The organism is Agrobacterium larrymoorei, assembly GCF_030819275.1.
In the GTDB taxonomy this organism is placed as follows: domain Bacteria; phylum Pseudomonadota; class Alphaproteobacteria; order Rhizobiales; family Rhizobiaceae; genus Agrobacterium; species Agrobacterium larrymoorei_B.
This window is the reverse complement of record NZ_JAUTBL010000002.1, coordinates 230,560-246,988: the sequence shown is the minus strand read 5'-3', so window position 1 is coordinate 246,988 and position 16,429 is coordinate 230,560. Positions and strand designations below refer to the sequence as shown.

The 16,429-nt window shown below is 58.5% G+C and carries 17 protein-coding genes and 1 pseudogene; 8 read left to right on the top strand and 10 right to left on the bottom strand.

Going from position 1 to position 16,429, the window contains the following annotated elements:
- Nucleotides 1-4 precede the first annotated feature (4 nt).
- Both rdgB and hemW read left to right on the top strand, forming a co-directional pair.
- The gene (gene rdgB, locus QE408_RS09760; protein WP_306930640.1) at nucleotides 5-649 is read left to right on the top strand and encodes an RdgB/HAM1 family non-canonical purine NTP pyrophosphatase; all 645 of its coding nucleotides are present in this window, start codon (nucleotides 5-7) and stop codon (nucleotides 647-649) included.
- Between the two features lie 8 nt (nucleotides 650-657).
- Nucleotides 658-1,872, top strand: coding sequence for a radical SAM family heme chaperone HemW (gene hemW / locus QE408_RS09755; protein WP_306930638.1), 1,215 nt, complete (start codon nucleotides 658-660; stop codon nucleotides 1,870-1,872).
- Nucleotides 1,873-1,932: 60 nt separating this feature from the next.
- Here the strand turns inward: hemW and QE408_RS09750 are convergent, their stop codons facing one another.
- A complete protein-coding gene (locus tag QE408_RS09750; RefSeq protein WP_306930637.1) occupies nucleotides 1,933-3,114 on the bottom strand; it encodes an MFS transporter in 1,182 nt (393 codons plus the stop codon).
- A gap of 145 nt (nucleotides 3,115-3,259) precedes the next feature.
- Here QE408_RS09750 and QE408_RS22980 point away from each other — a divergent pair.
- A pseudogene (locus tag QE408_RS22980) lies at nucleotides 3,260-3,391 on the top strand (LysR family transcriptional regulator); the annotation flags it as partial.
- On the opposite strand, the gene QE408_RS09745 reads toward QE408_RS22980, so the two are convergent.
- The gene (locus QE408_RS09745; protein WP_306930635.1) at nucleotides 3,364-3,546 is read right to left on the bottom strand and encodes a hypothetical protein; all 183 of its coding nucleotides are present in this window, start codon (nucleotides 3,544-3,546) and stop codon (nucleotides 3,364-3,366) included. The pseudogene QE408_RS22980 and the gene QE408_RS09745 overlap by 28 nt on opposite strands.
- Before the next feature lies 1 nt (nucleotide 3,547).
- On the opposite strand from QE408_RS09745, the gene QE408_RS09740 reads away from it, so the two are divergent.
- A complete protein-coding gene (locus QE408_RS09740) occupies nucleotides 3,548-4,135 on the top strand; it encodes a LysR substrate-binding domain-containing protein (RefSeq protein WP_306930634.1) in 588 nt (195 codons plus the stop codon).
- A gap of 24 nt (nucleotides 4,136-4,159) precedes the next feature.
- Here the strand turns inward: QE408_RS09740 and ubiB are convergent, their stop codons facing one another.
- Together ubiB and ubiE are read right to left on the bottom strand one after the other, a co-directional pair.
- On the bottom strand, nucleotides 4,160-5,734 hold the full coding sequence (gene ubiB, locus QE408_RS09735; RefSeq protein WP_306930633.1) for a 2-polyprenylphenol 6-hydroxylase: 1,575 nt from the start codon (nucleotides 5,732-5,734) through the stop codon (nucleotides 4,160-4,162).
- Nucleotides 5,735-5,769: 35 nt separating this feature from the next.
- Entirely contained in the window at nucleotides 5,770-6,546 is a 777-nt protein-coding gene (ubiE, locus tag QE408_RS09730; protein WP_306930631.1) for a bifunctional demethylmenaquinone methyltransferase/2-methoxy-6-polyprenyl-1,4-benzoquinol methylase UbiE, read from the bottom strand.
- A gap of 201 nt (nucleotides 6,547-6,747) precedes the next feature.
- Here ubiE and mutM point away from each other — a divergent pair, with 201 nt between their 5' ends.
- The 4 genes from mutM to dnaA all read left to right on the top strand — a co-directional run bounded on the left by mutM (nucleotide 6,748) and on the right by dnaA (nucleotide 11,275).
- On the top strand, nucleotides 6,748-7,641 hold the full coding sequence (gene mutM, locus QE408_RS09725) for a bifunctional DNA-formamidopyrimidine glycosylase/DNA-(apurinic or apyrimidinic site) lyase (RefSeq protein WP_306930630.1): 894 nt from the start codon (nucleotides 6,748-6,750) through the stop codon (nucleotides 7,639-7,641).
- Nucleotides 7,642-7,670: 29 nt separating this feature from the next.
- The gene (locus QE408_RS09720; RefSeq protein WP_306930628.1) at nucleotides 7,671-8,444 is read left to right on the top strand and encodes an enoyl-CoA hydratase; all 774 of its coding nucleotides are present in this window, start codon (nucleotides 7,671-7,673) and stop codon (nucleotides 8,442-8,444) included.
- Between the two features lie 222 nt (nucleotides 8,445-8,666).
- Nucleotides 8,667-8,933, top strand: coding sequence for a 30S ribosomal protein S20 (gene rpsT / locus QE408_RS09715; RefSeq protein ID WP_062427133.1), 267 nt, complete (start codon nucleotides 8,667-8,669; stop codon nucleotides 8,931-8,933).
- Nucleotides 8,934-9,805: 872 nt separating this feature from the next.
- Entirely contained in the window at nucleotides 9,806-11,275 is a 1,470-nt protein-coding gene (gene dnaA / locus QE408_RS09710) for a chromosomal replication initiator protein DnaA (protein ID WP_306930625.1), read from the top strand.
- A 173-nt stretch (nucleotides 11,276-11,448) separates the two neighbouring features.
- Here dnaA and upp read toward each other — a convergent pair whose 3' ends face one another.
- From upp to cyoC, 6 genes are all read right to left on the bottom strand, one after another.
- Nucleotides 11,449-12,078, bottom strand: a complete 630-nt coding sequence (gene upp / locus QE408_RS09705) for a uracil phosphoribosyltransferase (RefSeq protein ID WP_306930624.1) — start codon at nucleotides 12,076-12,078, stop codon at nucleotides 11,449-11,451.
- Nucleotides 12,079-12,182: 104 nt separating this feature from the next.
- Complete coding sequence (locus QE408_RS09700; RefSeq protein WP_306930622.1) at nucleotides 12,183-13,175, bottom strand: adenosine deaminase; 993 nt, start codon at nucleotides 13,173-13,175, stop codon at nucleotides 12,183-12,185.
- Complete coding sequence (locus QE408_RS09695; protein WP_306930620.1) at nucleotides 13,172-14,392, bottom strand: phosphopentomutase; 1,221 nt, start codon at nucleotides 14,390-14,392, stop codon at nucleotides 13,172-13,174. The genes QE408_RS09700 and QE408_RS09695 overlap by 4 nt, the downstream gene beginning before the upstream one ends.
- 81 nt (nucleotides 14,393-14,473) lie before the next feature.
- Entirely contained in the window at nucleotides 14,474-15,247 is a 774-nt protein-coding gene (locus QE408_RS09690) for an SURF1 family protein (RefSeq protein WP_306930618.1), read from the bottom strand.
- A gap of 136 nt (nucleotides 15,248-15,383) precedes the next feature.
- On the bottom strand, nucleotides 15,384-15,800 hold the full coding sequence (gene cyoD, locus QE408_RS09685) for a cytochrome o ubiquinol oxidase subunit IV (RefSeq protein WP_306930616.1): 417 nt from the start codon (nucleotides 15,798-15,800) through the stop codon (nucleotides 15,384-15,386).
- A complete protein-coding gene (gene cyoC / locus QE408_RS09680; RefSeq protein WP_306930615.1) occupies nucleotides 15,800-16,426 on the bottom strand; it encodes a cytochrome o ubiquinol oxidase subunit III in 627 nt (208 codons plus the stop codon). The genes cyoD and cyoC overlap by 1 nt, the downstream gene beginning before the upstream one ends.
- Nucleotides 16,427-16,429 lie beyond the last annotated feature (3 nt).

The following is a 16,429-nucleotide window of genomic DNA, read 5'->3' as shown; positions in this document are numbered from 1 at the left end:
GACCATGCGCAAGCTTGATACCAGAACCATCGTCGTTGCCAGCCACAACAAGGGCAAGATCGCCGAGATCGCCGAACTGATCGGCCCTCTCGGTTTTTCGGCAAAATCGGCCGCCGAACTGAATTTCGAAGAGCCGGCGGAGACGGGCACGACATTCGAAGAGAATGCTGCGATCAAGGCGCTCGCTTCGGCCAAGGCATCCGGCATGCCGGCGCTGTCCGACGATTCAGGTCTGGTGATCGATGCGCTGGACGGCGCGCCGGGCGTCTACACTGCGGACTGGGCGGAAACCGGCAACGGCACACGCGATTTCGCTATGGCGATGCAAAAGGTTGAAAACGCGCTTCAGGAACGTGGTGCGACGACACCGCAGCAACGCACGAGCCGCTTCGTCAGCGTGCTGTGCCTCGCGTGGCCGGACGGTCACACCGAGTTTTTCCGCGGTGAGGTGGACGGCACGATCGTCTGGCCGCCGCGTGGCACAAGCGGCTTCGGCTACGATCCGATCTTCCAGCCGCAAGGCTATGCGACGAGCTTCGGCGAAATGTCGTCCGAAGAGAAGCATGGCTGGCGCCAGGGCGATGCGGCAGCGCTGTCGCACCGCGCACGCGCTTTCAAGATCTTTGTCGAAACCTGCCTGGAGGCATGAGCAGCACGATGACCGGGAGCCGCCTTTTTCCTGCGCCCGGCGCACATCCGTCCGGATATGCGGACCTGCTGCCGGATACAGGCGAGCCGGGCTTCGGCATCTATGTTCACTGGCCTTTCTGCGCGGCCAAGTGTCCCTATTGCGATTTCAACAGCCATGTTCGCCACCAGCCAGTAGATCAGGCGCGCTTTGTCGCCGCCTTCCTGCGCGAAATGGAGAACATGCGCCAGTTGAGCGGCCCGAAGGTCGTCACCAGCATTTTTATGGGCGGCGGCACACCATCGCTGATGGACCCGCAGACGGTCGGCGCCATTCTGGATGGTATCGCCCGCCACTGGCGCGTGCCGGATGGCATCGAGATTACGATGGAGGCCAATCCCTCCAGCGTGGAAGCCGAGCGTTTTCGCGGCTACAGGGCAGCCGGCGTTAATCGTGTTTCCATGGGTGTGCAGGCGCTGAATGATCGCGATCTGAAGTTCCTCGGACGTCTGCATGATGTGGCGGATGCGCTGAAGGCCATCCGGTTGGCGCGCGAAATCTTCCCGCGTATGTCCTTCGACCTTATTTATGCTCGCCCCAACCAGACGGTGGACGAGTGGGAGAAGGAACTCAAAGAGGCCATCTCCTATGCCGTCGATCATCTGTCGCTCTATCAGCTGACGATCGAGGAAGGCACGGCCTTCTATGGGCTTCATAAGGCGGGCAAGCTGATCGTTCCCGATGGCGAGCAATCCGCTGTGCTTTACGAGGCAACGCAGGAGATTACCGCTCGCCACGGTCTTCCGGCCTACGAGGTTTCCAATCACGCTCGCCCGGGTGCCGAGAGCCGTCACAACCTGACCTATTGGCGCTATGGCGACTATGCCGGGATCGGCCCCGGTGCCCATGGACGTCTCACCCAGCGCGGCGCCAAACTCGCAACCGCGACCGAGCGCCATCCCGAAACATGGCTGCAAGCCGTGGAGCGCGATGGGCATGGCATGATGGATCAGGAAATGCTGGGGCGCGATGAACAGGCCGACGAGTTGCTGCTGATGGGACTGCGCCTGCGCGAAGGCGTCGATCTCGCTCGCTGGAGCGAGTTCTCCGGCCGCGATCTCGACCCGGATCGCGAGGCCGTTTTACTGGAACACGGCTTCCTCGAGCGGCTTGGAAATTCGCGCGTCCGCTGCACCCCATCCGGCATGCTGATCCTCGACTCGGTAGTGGCCGATCTCGCTTGAGTCCAGGGCCAAGGCTAGGGCTAGGGATCGCGAACCGCCGACGCTTTTGCGCTCACTGTTTCAGGCCGTGGCGGATACTGATCTCGGCGCGTCTCTGAGAATGAAGACCATCAATCCGGCTCCAACGGATAGCGCAACAGAGATCAACCAGACCCATTCATAGCGCATGGTCAGATCGAAAATATATCCACCCGAATATGCTCCCGCGGCGGCTCCAAGCGAGTGGCCAGCTGAGATCAGCCCCATGGCAAGCCCCATAATGCGCAGTCCGATATGACTGGCGACGAGGCTTGCCGTTACGGGAACGGTTGCATAGTCCACCGCGCCAAAAAGCACGGCGAAGACCACCAGCATGTCATAACTGGTACCGACATTGATGAGGATCAGGAACGTCAACCCTCTCAAGAGGTAGATCGAACCCAGCAGGACGACGCGGTTGATCCGATCGGTCAGCCAGCCGGCTACGATCATGCCGATCAGATTGATCGCCGATAGCAAGCCGTAAGCGGCGGCGCTCGGAAAAGAGCCGAACCCGCAAAAGGAAGCATAGGGCAGGAAGTGTGTTTCGATAACGCCGGCCGTCGTGTAGCCGCAGAGCAGGAAACTCCAGAACAGAACATGGAAGGCCGGCTTTCGCAGGATTACCGAAAGATCAGCCTCGAAGGACGCCGCCGGAACAACAAGAGACACCTCCGCCTTCGGCCCGTCCACGCGCGCAAGCGCCCTCCAAAGAAGCGGGATGAGGGCGAGGCAGGCAAGCCCGATGGCGAGGAAGCACCAGCGCCAACTGAATGTCGTCAGCACCGCTGCGATCAACGGCACGATCAGGAACTGTCCACCCGTCGAGCCGGAGGTGGCAATCCCCGTTGCAAGTCCTCTACCGGCATTGAAACATCTGGCAATGGCCGTCGATACAACATGGGTCGCGACAATCCCGAAGCCGAACGCTGCTAATCCGCTGAAGGCCAGAACGAAGATAGCGGCGTTGCTCGTCGCCGACACGATCACGCAACCCGTCCCGACAAGCGCAAGACCGGCTGTCAATGTAGAACGCACTCCATGACGATCGACAAGCCGACCGGCGAACGGTGCCACCGCCGCCATCACTAGCAAGGCTGTCGCCGCCGCCCCGGAAACAAGGCTGCGTGACCACCCTAGGTCCTGTGACCAGATCGGCATGACCAAACCGAGCGTCGCTCGTGCCGAGAAAGCGAGTGATAGCGCCATGAAGCTGAATGCCACGACCGCCCATTTGAGAGGTGAGTGTGATGATTGCTGTAAGTCCATGATACGCCCCGATGTGTCGTCACAACACAATTCGGCGCAACGACCGGTATCGACAAACGATTGTTTTGTCCGCCATGTTTAGCCATGCTAAACACTGAGGATGACCATACCGCTCCCTTTGTTTGAGACTTTTATGGCTGTCGCGCGCTCAGGGCGAATGCGCGAGGCCGCGGAGCGCTTGTCCTTGACCCCGGGAGCGATCAGTCAGCGCATACGAGAGTTGGAGGAACGGACGGGGCACAGGCTGTTCAAGAGAACGGCGAGAGGTGTGACCTTGACCAAGGCGGGACAAAGCCTGTTTTCGACATTGGACATACCGTTCCAGACAATTGAGGACGCGCGGCGCAACTTGGAGTGCGGATCGACGCGTCGGCTCAGGGTGAGCACAATGGCCTCCTTTGGCGCAAACTGGCTGCTACCACGTCTGCCACGCTTCTCAGCTCTTTATCCTGACATTGACATCGAGTTGGAAACCGACAGCAGAATCCTGGACCTCAAATACGAGCCGGTTGATATTGCCATTCGCCACGGGCTGGGGAATTATCCGGGACTTATCTCGACGCCTTTGATCGCACCGGAATTGATCGTCGTCAGCAGCCCGCAGCTTCTTTGTAACAAAGCGCCTATCGAGACACCCGCCGATTGCCTTGCTTTTCCACTTCTGCATGACTTTGATCGCGCCGATTGGCGGCTCTGGTTCGAAGCGCACGGCGTATCGATCACATCGAGACTGAGCGGCCCCTCTTTCTCCGAGGATCATCTGATGGTCAGAGCCGCCGTCGCGGGGCAGGGTCTGGCACTGATCCGCGATACTTATGCCGAGGATGATCTGCGTTCAGGGCGCTTGGTGCGGGTGATCTCGACGCCTTGGCCGACGGCCTTCGCTTACTACATTGTCAGCACTGCGGAAGCCTTGCAGCGACCGCCTGTCATGCATTTTCGAGAGTGGCTCATTTCCGAGGCTCATAGGAGCTGACCTATGTGCGGCGCTTGGGCAAACTCAACTGATCTTGTAGGCGATATAGATCAGCGTCACCGCAATCACCCAAAGCGCCAGGCGGCCCCAACGGGTGTGACGGGCTTCTGACTTGCCGATGGCTTCAGCCGTGCGCTCGTCGAAGCGCAAGCCGTTTTCGCTCATATACATCAGCTCGGAGTGCAGCTTTTCGGTCTTCGCCGCGATCTCGGGTGCAGCTTCCGCCAGCTTGATCGCTGCCTTCACGCCGTCCCTCAGATCGGTGACGATGCGCTTCGGGCCAAGGTTGTCGCGGATCCAGCCACTGACGACGGGGTCTGCCGCCTTCCACATGTTGAAGCGCGGATTGAGGATACGCGAGACACCCTCCACGACGACCATGGTCTTTTGTAGCATGACCAATTCGGGACGCGTTTCCATGTCGAAAAGTTCGGTGACTTCGAAGAGCAGCGTCAGGAGCTTGCCCATGGAGATGGTTTCGGCCGGTTGGCCGTGGATCGGCTCGCCGATGGCGCGGATCGCCTGGGCGAAGCTTGCCATGTCATGGTGAGCCGGTACGTAGCCCGCTTCGAAATGCACTTCGGCCACCCGCATGTAGTCGCGGGTGATGAAGCCATAGAGGATTTCCGCCAGGAACCGGCGCTCCTTTTTGCCTAGCCGTCCAGCAATGCCCATATCGACCGCGACAATGATGCCCGCCGGATCAACGAAGAGATTGCCGGGATGCATGTCCGCGTGGAAGAAACCATCGCGCAGCGTGTGGCGCAGGAAGGACTGGATCAGCGTGTCGGCGAGCGCATTGAGGTCGTGACCGGCCGCCTTCAGCGCCTCGGTATCCGACATCTTGATCCCGTCGATCCATTCCATGGTGACGACGTCGCGACCGGTGCGTTCCCAATCCACCTCAGGCACCCGGAAGCCCGGATCGCCCTTGGTGTTTTCGGCGAGCTCCGAGAGTGCAGCCGCCTCGAGGCGAAGATCCATTTCGATCTTGGTGGTCTGTTCCAGCGTCTTGGTGACCTCGACGGGCCGCAGACGCCGTGCGGAGCGAACGAAACGCTGCTGCAGATCGGCCACCAGATACATCGCTTCCAGATCGTCCTGAAAGCGCTGGCGCACGCCGGGACGTATGACCTTGACCGCAACCTTCTTGCGTCCTGACGGCGTATCGATGACGGCTGGGTGAACCTGAGCGATGGAGGCTGCAGCAATCGGATCGCCGAATTCCACATAGAGCTCAGAGATCGGGCGACCGAGGGAGCCTTCGATGTTGGCCTTGGCGGCAGCGGCGGGGAAGAAATCCATGCGGTCCTGGAGACCGGCAAGATCTGCGGCAAAGTCTGCGCCAACCACATCCGGCCGGGTTGCCAGGAACTGGCCCATCTTGACATAGGATGGCCCAAGACGGCTGACCGCCTTTGACAGTCGATCGCTGCGCCCGCTTCTCAAGGCCGTGTTGCGCGCAAAGGGCTTGAGCATGCCCTTGACGAACTTGGCCGACGCCGGAAGGCCTTCATCCGGGAGCGCCAGAACCACACCCTCGCGAACGAGTACCCAGCCAACCTTGGCGAGTCGAAAATAGGCGCCAAGCGTGCTCATGCGAATGCCTTGCTATGTCCTGGAAATGCCATCGATCAGAGCTTCCAGCCGGAATGCAGCGCGGCAATTCCGCCGGTATAGTTGGTGTAGCTCACGCGCGAGAAGCCGGCGGTCCGGATCATGGCGGCAAAATCATCCTGGCGAGGGAATTTGCGGATCGATTCCACCAGATACTGATAGGGCTCGGCGTCTCCGGTGATCATCTTGCCAAATTGCGGAATGGCGTTGAAGGACCAGGCATCATAGACCTTGTCGAGGAGCGGCATTTCCACTTCGGAGAATTCCAGCACCAGAAGCCGCCCGCCGCGCTTCAGCACACGATAGGCTTCTGAGAGCGCCACATCGATGCGCGGGACATTGCGAATGCCGAAGGCGATCGTATAGGCATCGAAGCTGTTGGCCTCGAAGGGCAATTCTTCGGCATTGGCTTCGACGAAGGTCAGATTTTCCGTCAAACCTTTCTTGGCCGCGCGCTCCTCGCCGACACCGAGCATAGAGCCGTTGATGTCGAGAACCGTGGCATGTGCCATGCGGTTGGAGGCTTCGACGATGCGGAAGGCGATATCGCCCGTGCCGCCAGCCACATCGAGAACCTTGTAGGATGGATCCTTGCGGGGCGAAAGTGCGGCGACCATAGCGTCTTTCCAAACGCGGTGCAGCCCGGCCGACATCACGTCATTCATGATGTCATAGCGCTTGGCAACCTTATGGAAGACGTCATTGACCATGCCCTGCTTCTGGCCCTCATTGACCTGCCGGAAGCCATAGGAGGTTTCCATGCCGCCTTCGGCTGTCGTGCGGGCATCGGTCATGATCAGTCTCCATTCTTCAATTGCGACGAGAGTGCCGTGCATGCATTAAGACGCATGAAGGCCTCTAACTCTTTAAACCAACACATAGCGGAAACGGCTCTGGAACGCTATCTGTTGCACCATAGATATGGCTCGCGACATGTATGGGTGCCGTCTATAGACCACAAGGTCGCCGTGATAAACAGACGTGAAGAGAGTACCATGCCCGAATTGCCTGAAGTGGAAACCGTTCGACGCGGCTTAGCGCCCGTCATGGAAGGCGCGCGGATCGAGCTCCTCACGCTCACCCGCCCGGATCTGCGGTTCCCTTTTCCAGAAGGTTTTGCCGAACTCGTGGAGGGTCGCGAAATCCTGTCGCTCGGGCGCCGGGCGAAATACCTGCTGATCGAACTCGACAACGGCCTGACCATCGTTTCGCATCTCGGCATGTCCGGCTCGTTTCGCATCGAAAGCGGAAATGAGGAGGCAGAGACGCCGGGTGAATTTCACCATCCCCGCTCCAAGGATGGCAAGCACGACCATGTGATCTTTCATCTGGGACGCGGAACAGCGAAGACACGCATCATCTATAATGACCCGCGCCGCTTCGGCTTCATGCATCTGGTGCGCCGCGCAGATATCGATCTTTATCCCGCCTTTGCCGGCCTTGGTCCCGAGCCGACGGGAAACGCCCTGAGCGCCGAATACCTCGCCAGCCGCTTTGAGGGAAAGACGCAGCCGCTCAAAGGGGCTCTTCTCGATCAGAAAGTCATTGCAGGTCTTGGCAATATCTATGTGTGCGAAGCGCTCTGGCGCTCCCATCTTTCGCCGCTACGCGCGGCTTCAACGCTCGTCACAAAAAAGGGAAAGCCGAAGCCTGCATTGGACGATCTGACCCGACATATCCGCGAGGTGATCGCCGATGCAATTGCAGCCGGCGGCTCGTCGCTACGCGATCATATCCAGACCGACGGCTCACTTGGATATTTCCAGCATTCCTTTTCGGTCTATGATCGAGAAGGCCATGCTTGCCGTTTCCCCGATTGCGGGGGTACGGTCGAGAGGATCACGCAGAGCGGGCGCTCCACATTCTATTGTGCGGCCTGTCAGAAATAGAGGCCCGAAAAAGGGATAGGACAAAATCCATGGATTACGAGACGATCATTGTCGAGAAGCGCGATGAAGTCGGTATCGTCACGCTCAACCGTCCCAAGGCGCTCAACGCGCTGAACTCCGCCCTGCTGAAAGAGCTGCGCCATATTCTCTCTGCCTTCTCTTTGGATGATTCCATCGGCGCCATCGTCATTACCGGATCGGAGAAGGCGTTTGCGGCAGGTGCCGACATCAAGGAGATGAGTACGCTCAATTTCGTCGATGCCTATCTCGGTGACTTTCTAGGTGGGTGGGATGATGTGGCCGCAAGCCGCAAGCCGGTGATCGCGGCCGTCTCAGGCTTTGCACTGGGCGGAGGATGCGAGCTCGCGATGATGTGCGATTTCATCATCGCCTCCGAGACGGCGAAGTTCGGTCAGCCGGAAATCACGCTTGGCATCATTCCCGGCATGGGCGGTTCGCAAAGGCTGACCCGCGCCGTCGGCAAGGCCAAGGCCATGGACCTCGTGCTGACGGGGCGCAAGATGGATGCCGCCGAAGCCGAGCGTGCCGGTCTCGTATCGCGTATCGTGCCGGTCGAAAGTCTGCTGGATGAGGCGGTCGAAGCGGCGAGCCTTATCGCGTCACTGTCTCGGGCCTCCGTGCTGATGGCGAAGGAAAGCGTCAACCGCTCCTTCGAGGTTTCGCTTTCGGAGGGTTTGCGGTTCGAGCGTCGCCTGTTCCAGTCGCTTTTTGCCACGGACGACCAGAAAGAAGGTATGGAAGCCTTCATCGAAAAGAGAAAGCCGCTGTTCCAGAACAAGTAGGCCGCGGTACCTGCCAGGTCGGCGTTCTTCCGGGAGTCGGAATCTCGGTGTTTTTACGCAAAACGCGTTGACGGGCAGCGGCTTTAGGGTTATATGCCCGCCCACGGTTAGGGAAAGTCATCCGGCTTGTCCCAGTTACTCCCGCAATTTTGGAACATGAGGTCTTCGAACGACCCTATCCTGTGGTTGCGGATTTTGGTTTGATTTCGAAGAGAGGCATACATGGCCAATACAACTTCGGCGAAAAAGGCGACTCGCAAGATCGCTCGCCGTACCGCAGTCAACAAGGCTCGCCGTTCGCGCGTCCGCGGTTTCATTCGCAAGGTCGAAGAGGCCCTGGCAACTGGCGATCTCGCTGTTGCGACCGAAGCCCTCAAGGCTGCACAGCCAGAGATCCAGCGCGCAGCTACGAAGGGCGTCATGCACTTCAACACTGCATCGCGCAAGGTTTCTCGTCTGGCGCAGCGTGTTAAGGCTCTGTCGGCCTAATCCGGCTAAGACAATATTGTGATTGAAAAAGCCTGGCCGTTTGGCCGGGCTTTTTTCGATTCTAACGACCCGTTAACGGTTTCGCAACTAGCATGACATTTACGCGTCAAACGCGTGACGGAAAAAATCATTTAATTTCAAATACTTGCAGAAGGTCTTTCAACGGACACCCTCCTTCCGCCGCGGAAGGCAGCCACAATCTTGAGTCAAGTATTTTTTTATTTTTCTGTCAAAATCGGCCTCAAAAATAGCACGAAAATGAATCTCATTGATTCATAAGCGATTCTCCAGACAAGGCTGCTGGCGATGCAAAACGGCTCCAACGAGTCAATGGCAGATCGGCGCAACCACAGAAAAAACGCCATTGATCTCGGTATGCGATCCTGCCTAAATGTATCTCGACAAGGGGCGCGGATATCTTTCCACAAGCTATCTCGAAACAAAGTTCGAAGGCGTCAGCTCCTTGCGGACGGGTTCTTTTCGGACCCGTTTTTTCAAGTCACTGGGTGTGTTTGGCTGCAACCTTATAGGTTGTAGAAATCTATACGCATGTCTTGATGACAAGTGTCTGAGTTGTGATGTGAGAGTATGCGTTGAGAGTAGCATGCCTCTTCATGATGGAGAGGTTAGTGGGATAACCGGCTCGCGGTTGAAGCCTTGCGCTTCAGGATGGTTTTCGAGGGGCCATCCTTACGGGGACAGTAAGAGGGGTATCTCTGGCGGAGCGTTGGAGCTCCATCAGGCTATGATTGGCAATTTGAAAGGCGGCAGTAATGCAATTGAATTTGGCAATGGGTGCGGTGACAAACGGGGACCGCACACAGAAAGCTGGTGATGCAGTTTGCAATGATGCGGCGGGGAATATATCGGATATGAAGAACGACGCGCTGTTCGAGCGCTTTAGCGCGCGACTAAAGGCGCAGGTCGGCCCTGAAGTTTACGCTAGCTGGTTTGCCAGGTTGAAGCTGCACTCGATGTCGAAGAGCGTCGTGCGCTTCACGGTTCCAACGACATTTTTGAAATCCTGGATCAACAACCGCTATATCGATCTGATGACCAGCCTGGTGCAGGCAGAGGACCCCAACGTCCTGAAGGTCGAGATTTTGGTGCGTTCGGCCAGCCGTCCGGTTCGTGCCGCCGCGACCGATGACGGGGTTCAGCCCGTCCAGGACATTGCACCTTCCGCACAGCGCTCCAAGCCGTTCATCCCTCCGCAGATGACCAGCGCTGCAAGCCAGCAGGGTTCGTCTGCACCCACCATGGCACCGCGCTCTTCGGGTTCTGGTCCGCTGTTTGGCTCGCCGCTCGATACGCGCTTTACCTTCGACACCTTCGTCGAAGGGTCGTCGAACCGCGTCGCGCTTGCCGCCGCAAAGACGATTGCCGAGGCTGGCGCAGGTGCAGTACGGTTTAATCCGCTGTTCATTCATGCTGGCGTCGGCCTTGGAAAGACCCATCTTCTCCAGGCGATTGCGAACGCCGCAGTCGATAGCCCGCGCAATCCGCGCGTCGTCTATCTAACCGCGGAATATTTCATGTGGCGCTTTGCCACCGCTATTCGCGACAATGACGCGCTGACGCTGAAAGATACGCTGCGCAATATCGACCTTCTGATCATCGACGACATGCAGTTCCTGCAAGGCAAGATGATCCAGCATGAGTTCTGCCATCTGCTGAACATGTTGCTCGACAGTGCCAAGCAGGTCGTGGTTGCTGCAGACCGCGCGCCCTGGGAGCTGGAATCGCTTGACCCGCGCGTTCGCTCGCGCCTGCAAGGCGGCATGGCCATCGAGATCGAAGGCCCGGATTACGATATGCGCTACGAGATGCTTAAGCAGCGTATCGCAGTTGCACGCCAGGAAGACCCAAGCTTTGACATCAGCGAGGACATCGTCTCGCACGTGGCGCGCAGCGTCACCGCCAGCGGTCGTGAACTGGAAGGTGCTTTCAATCAGCTGATCTTCCGCCGCTCCTTCGAGCCCAACCTGTCGGTTGAGCGCGTCGACGAGCTGCTCGCCCATCTCGTTGGGGCAGGCGAAGCCAAGCGCGTGCGTATCGAAGACATTCAGCGCATCGTCGCGCGCCACTACAATGTCTCGCGGCAGGAACTTGTCTCCAATCGTCGCACGCGCGTCATCGTCAAGCCGCGTCAGGTGGCCATGTATCTCGCCAAGATGCTGACCCCCCGCTCCTTCCCCGAAATCGGTCGCCGTTTCGGCGGGCGCGATCACACGACGGTGCTCCACGCGGTGCGCAAGATCGAGGAGTTGATCTCCGGCGACAGCAAGCTTGGCCATGAGGTCGAGCTGCTGAAGCGACTGATCAACGAAAACAACGCTTAATAAAAGGGCGCGGCGGGAAATCCTGACCGCGCCTTTCTCGTCCTTGTATGAAGCGCGGGCGTCCAGCACCTTACAAAAGCCGCGCGTCATCACAGCCTCGCAATTGAAAAAGCCCGCCTGTCGTTTCCGACGGCGGGCTTTTCTCGTTTGTGAGCGAAAAGCTGTGACGCTGCTTACTTCGTTCCGTACATGCGGTCGCCTGCGTCGCCGAGGCCAGGCACGATATAGCCCTTCTCATTCAGCTTGCGATCGATCGCCGCGGTGTAGATCGGCACATCGGGATGGGCCTCGCGGAAGTTCTTGATGCCTTCCGGTGCTGCGAGCAGGCAGAGGAAGCGCATGTTTTTCGCGCCACGCTCTTTCAGCTTTTCGACAGCAGCGATCGAGGAATTGCCGGTTGCGAGCATGGGATCGACGACGATGATCAGGCGCGCATCCAGGCTTTCCGGTGCCTTGAAGTAATATTCGACGGCTTCCAGCGTATCGTGATCGCGATAGACACCAATATGAGACACGCGCGCCGAGGGAACAAGTTCCAGCATGCCCTCGAGAAGGCCGTTACCGGCGCGCAGGATCGAAGCGAACACAAGCTTCTTGCCTTCCAGCACCGGTGCCTCAATGGTCTCCAAAGGCGTTTCGATGGTCTCGGAGGTGAGGTCCAGATCGCGTGTTACCTCGTAGCATAGCAGCGTGGAGATCTCGCGCAGCAACCGCCTGAAGCCGGCAGTGGATGTTTCCTTCTTGCGCATGAAGGTGAGTTTGTGCTGCACAAGCGGGTGATCGATGACTGTTACGCCGTCCATGGAAACTGGCCTTTCCTTTTGCTTTTATCTTTGTTCTCTTCGACCAAATGCGGGTATTTCGCAAGACCGTAAGTGTGAGGTTCTCTTGCGCCAACAGCCTTTGATCAGGCAGCAGCGCCCGTCGATGCATCGAAGCGTGCGAGAAGGCTGCTCCGCGTTTCCTCATCGACGAAAGCAGCCTCGAGCGCCGTCCGTGTCAGAGCGTTGATCTCTGCATCCGAAAAGCCGAAAGCGTGCCTCGCGATCTCATACTCCTGCGCCAGCGAGGTGGCAAAGAACGGTGGATCGTCCGAGCTGATGCAGACGCGGACGCCGGAATCGCGAAGCCGCTTCAAGGGATGGCTGGCGAAATCCGGATAGACACTGAGCGCAATGTTGGAGCCGGGGCAAACCTCAAGGACCGTTCCGAGCTCCGCCAAACGCTCAACGAGTGCCGCATCCTCGATGGCGCGAACCCCATGGCCAATCCGTTGCGGCTTAACCAGATCGAGGGCGTCAGCAACGCTGAAAGCGCCGCAGACTTCGCCCGCATGGATGGTGAGGCCAAGCCCTGCATCGCGGGCAATGTCGAAGGCGCGCGCATAATCGGCCACTCTCCCCATGCGCTCTTCGCCTGCCATGTTGAAGCCGGTAATCAGAGGATGGCGGACGCGTGCAGCATATTCGGCTGCGGCAATGACACTCTCCGGGCCGAAATGGCGCTCACCCGTAACGATAATACGGGCTTCAATTCCGGTCTTCTCCTTGGCCCGACGCATCCCCTCGGCGATACCGGAGAGATAAGCATCCGCACCGAGGCCGATACGATCGCCGTGATCGGGAGAGATGATCAGCTCGCTATAGACGGTATTTTCGCCCGCAAGCTCGAGGAGGTAGGCCTCTGCGAGAGCGGCGTAGTCTTCTTCCGTCTTGAAGACCTGCGCCACATTGTCATAGCAGCGGATGAACTCGGCAAAATCATTCCAGACATAGGCGCCCTCCTTTAGGAATGCGCCGGTGTCGACATTGTATTTGTGCGCCTGTTCCAGCACGAGGGCTGGCGGTGCGGCACCCTCCAGATGACAATGGATTTCAGCTTTCAATAATTGATGTGTCACATAAAACTCCTGCCATGCCGTCCCGACGGTATGCTGAGGTGGGCGGCAATGCTCTCACCGATATCCGCATAGCTTGAGCGGATACCAATATTTCTTTCGCGAAAACCGGGGCCGAAGGCCATGATCGGCACGCGTTCGCGCGTGTGATCCGTCCCGCGCCAGGTCGGATCGCAGCCGTGATCGGCCGTCAGGATCGCGACATCTCCTGGCTGCATCTTGCGATGAATTTCCGGCAGGCGCTGATCAAACGCCTCCAGCGCTGCGGCGTAGCCTGCAACATCGCGGCGGTGGCCGTAATTCATGTCGAAATCAACGAAGTTGGTGAAGACGAGATCACCATTCAAAGCCTCATCCATGGCCTCGAGCGTCGCATCCATCAAGGCGTCGTTGCCATTGGCCTTGATCACTCGCGACACGCCCTGATGCGCATAAATATCGCCGATCTTGCCGATTGCGAGAACCTTGCGGTCCCGCTCGACAAGGCGGTCCAGAAGCGTCGGCTCCGGCGGCAAAACCGAGAAGTCACGCCGATTGCCGGTGCGGGCGAATGTCGACGCACTCTCCCCGATAAAGGGGCGTGCGATGACGCGGCCGATATTCAACGGATCGAGGATCCTGCGGACCACTTCGCAAAGCGCGATCAGCCGCTCCAGCCCGAAATACATCTCGTGCGCGGCAATCTGGAAGACAGAGTCCGACGACGTGTAGCAGATTGGCTTGCCTGTACGGATATGCTCTTCGCCAAGACGGGCGATGATATCCGTGCCGGACGCATGACAGTTGCCGAGGATGCCCGGCAGATTGCCTTGCTCACAGATCGCGTCGACAAGCTCGGGCGAGAAGGCATCGCCCTCGGTGGGGAAGTAACCCCACTCGAAGCGGACGGGCGTTCCGGCGATTTCCCAATGTCCGGATGGCGTATCCTTGCCCTTGGAAACTTCGTTAGCGCAGCCATGCAGACCGAAGATGCGTTCCGGCGGCGGCATGTCGGCCGGGCGCGTACCGCTTGCGAGCGTTGCGATCTCCAAAAGGCCAAGCGCCGACATATTGGGAAGTTTCAGGGGGCCAGATCTCATGCCTGCCTTGTCCGCCGCACCTGCTGCGCAGAATTCGGCAATATGGCCGAGCGTGTTGGCCCCTAAGTCTCCGTAATGTTCGGCATCAGGCGCACCGCCTACGCCAAAGGAATCGAGAACGAGCAGAAATGCGCGTGCCATGCTTCACCAAGAAAGACGCGACATGATTGTCGCTTTGCAACGGCGATATATAGAACACCGCAGCGTAAAAGGTGAAACGCTTTATTGGCGCGCGTCACCCGTCTTATCGTCCTTATGTCGCTTGGGCGCATTGAGGTTGCGTGCGACGTACCAGCCGGCGGCAACCGTCATCGCAGCCAGGATATACCAGGTGATCGCGTAGGAAAGATGGTTGTTGGGAAAGACAAGCATGGTCTTGCCGCCGATCGGCAAGCCGCCGGGATTGGGCGTTGCGTCGGCATCGACATAGAAAGGCGCTACGGTGCCGAGTGATTTGGCTTCCGCAATCTGCGCGATGTTGCGGGAGTACCAGCGATTGTTCGCAGGATCATTCGTGCGCAGGAAGAGTCCGCCTGTCTCCGGTGCCCGCATGAGGCCGATCACCTCCACGCGGGCCGGCAACTCGCCGGCGAGACGGGTCGAAGGATCACGCTTATCGCTCGGTACAAAGCCGCGGTTGATGACGACCAGTGAGCCGTCATCGCGTTGCAGCGGCGTCAGCACCCAATAGCCCGGTCCGAGATCGGACACCGTATAGACCTGCACCTCATCCTGGTGGCGGAAGATACCCGTGAGCTTCACACGGCGGTATTCATAGGTTGCGGGATCGGTCAGCGATCCCCATTCGGATGGCGGCGGTGCGTCAACGGGTGCCGCATGCGCCCTCTCCTCCACTTGGTGAATGAGGTCGAGCTTCCAGGAAAGCCGCTTCACCTGCCATGTCCCAAGCGCCAGCAACAGACCGGTGAGAATGACGGTCATCAAAATGACGACGACGGCTGCGGGGCGTATGCCTTTTCTGGCGGTGGTCTGCATTGGGGTAGTCCTCAAGAGCATCATGCTCAAACACATAACCCCATGAATCCGCTCTCCGATTCATGGGGTTAAATGTTCTCTCGGAGGGATGATCCGCGCCTTATCCAGGCGCGGACCTGATCGGTGAACCCAAACGTCAGGGCAGATTCTTCATCTGTTCCATCGTCATGGTCGGCATCATGTTCTTGTTCATGTTGTACATGACCCAGAGCGAGCCAACGAGCGCGATCATGACGACGACCAACGTGAAGAGCAGCGACATGAAGGTCCAGCCGCCTTGCGACTTGGTGTTCATGTGCAGGAAGTAGATCATATGCACAAAGACCTGGATGACAGCGAACACCATGATGATGATCACGGTGGCGGTGCGGTTTTCCAGAACATTGCCCATCACCAGCCAGAACGGAATGGCGGTGAGGATGACCGACAGGATGAAGCCGATCATGTAGCTCTTGAAGGAGCCGTGATCCTCGCCGCTTTCATGGTGATGATCGTCCCCATGAGAATGGGCATGACCATGCGCGTGGTCGTGTGAATGCGTGTTCGAACTCATCACAGAACTCCAACCAGATAGACGAAGGAAAAGACGCCGATCCAGACGACATCGAGGAAGTGCCAGAACATCGAAAGGCACGTCAGGCGGCGCATGTTGTCCGCATGCAGGCCGAACTTCTTCACCTGCACCATCAGCGTTACCAGCCAGATCACGCCGAAGGTGACGTGCAGACCGTGAGTGCCGACCAGCGCGAAGAAGGCGGACAGGAAAGCCGAGCGATGCGGGCCGGCACCTTCTTCGATCAGGTGATGGAACTCATAGAGTTCGAGACCGAGGAAGCAGAGGCCGAAGACGCCGGTGATGGCGAGCCAGAGCAGCGTCGAATTGACCTTCTTCTTCTGCGCTTCCAGCATGGCAAAGCCATAGGTGATGGACGAGAAGAGCAGGAAGCCGGTGTTGATGGCGACCAGCTTCAGATCGAAAAGATCAGCACCGGAGGGACCGGCCGCATAGCTGCGGCCGACAACGGCGTAGGTGGCGAAGAGCGTTGCGAAGATCAGGCAGTCGCTCATCAGATAGAGCCAGAAACCGAGCGCCGTGCCGTTTTCCGTATGATGGTCTTCCTTCAGGTAGAAGACCGGCTTTTCCGCGCTGTCGGCGGTCTGTGCGGGTGCTTGAGACATGAG

Excerpts from the sequence above, each read along its gene's own strand:
- cyoD (WP_306930616.1), bottom strand. The coding sequence starts at position 15,800 with ATGAGTTCGAACACGCATTCACACGACCACGCGCATGGTCATGCCCAT.
- cyoC (WP_306930615.1), bottom strand. The coding sequence starts at position 16,426 with ATGTCTCAAGCACCCGCACAGACCGCCGACAGCGCGGAAAAGCCGGTC.
- QE408_RS09720 (WP_306930628.1), top strand. The coding sequence starts at position 7,671 with ATGGATTACGAGACGATCATTGTCGAGAAGCGCGATGAAGTCGGTATC.
- upp (WP_306930624.1), bottom strand. The coding sequence starts at position 12,078 with ATGGACGGCGTAACAGTCATCGATCACCCGCTTGTGCAGCACAAACTC.
- rpsT (WP_062427133.1), top strand. The coding sequence starts at position 8,667 with ATGGCCAATACAACTTCGGCGAAAAAGGCGACTCGCAAGATCGCTCGC.
- hemW (WP_306930638.1), top strand. The coding sequence starts at position 658 with ATGACCGGGAGCCGCCTTTTTCCTGCGCCCGGCGCACATCCGTCCGGA.
- QE408_RS09740 (WP_306930634.1), top strand. The coding sequence starts at position 3,548 with ATGGCCTCCTTTGGCGCAAACTGGCTGCTACCACGTCTGCCACGCTTC.
- ubiB (WP_306930633.1), bottom strand. The coding sequence starts at position 5,734 with ATGAGCACGCTTGGCGCCTATTTTCGACTCGCCAAGGTTGGCTGGGTA.
- rdgB (WP_306930640.1), top strand. The coding sequence starts at position 5 with ATGCGCAAGCTTGATACCAGAACCATCGTCGTTGCCAGCCACAACAAG.
- mutM (WP_306930630.1), top strand. The coding sequence starts at position 6,748 with ATGCCCGAATTGCCTGAAGTGGAAACCGTTCGACGCGGCTTAGCGCCC.
- QE408_RS09695 (WP_306930620.1), bottom strand. The coding sequence starts at position 14,392 with ATGGCACGCGCATTTCTGCTCGTTCTCGATTCCTTTGGCGTAGGCGGT.
- dnaA (WP_306930625.1), top strand. The coding sequence starts at position 9,806 with ATGAAGAACGACGCGCTGTTCGAGCGCTTTAGCGCGCGACTAAAGGCG.
- QE408_RS09690 (WP_306930618.1), bottom strand. The coding sequence starts at position 15,247 with ATGCAGACCACCGCCAGAAAAGGCATACGCCCCGCAGCCGTCGTCGTC.
- ubiE (WP_306930631.1), bottom strand. The coding sequence starts at position 6,546 with ATGACCGATGCCCGCACGACAGCCGAAGGCGGCATGGAAACCTCCTAT.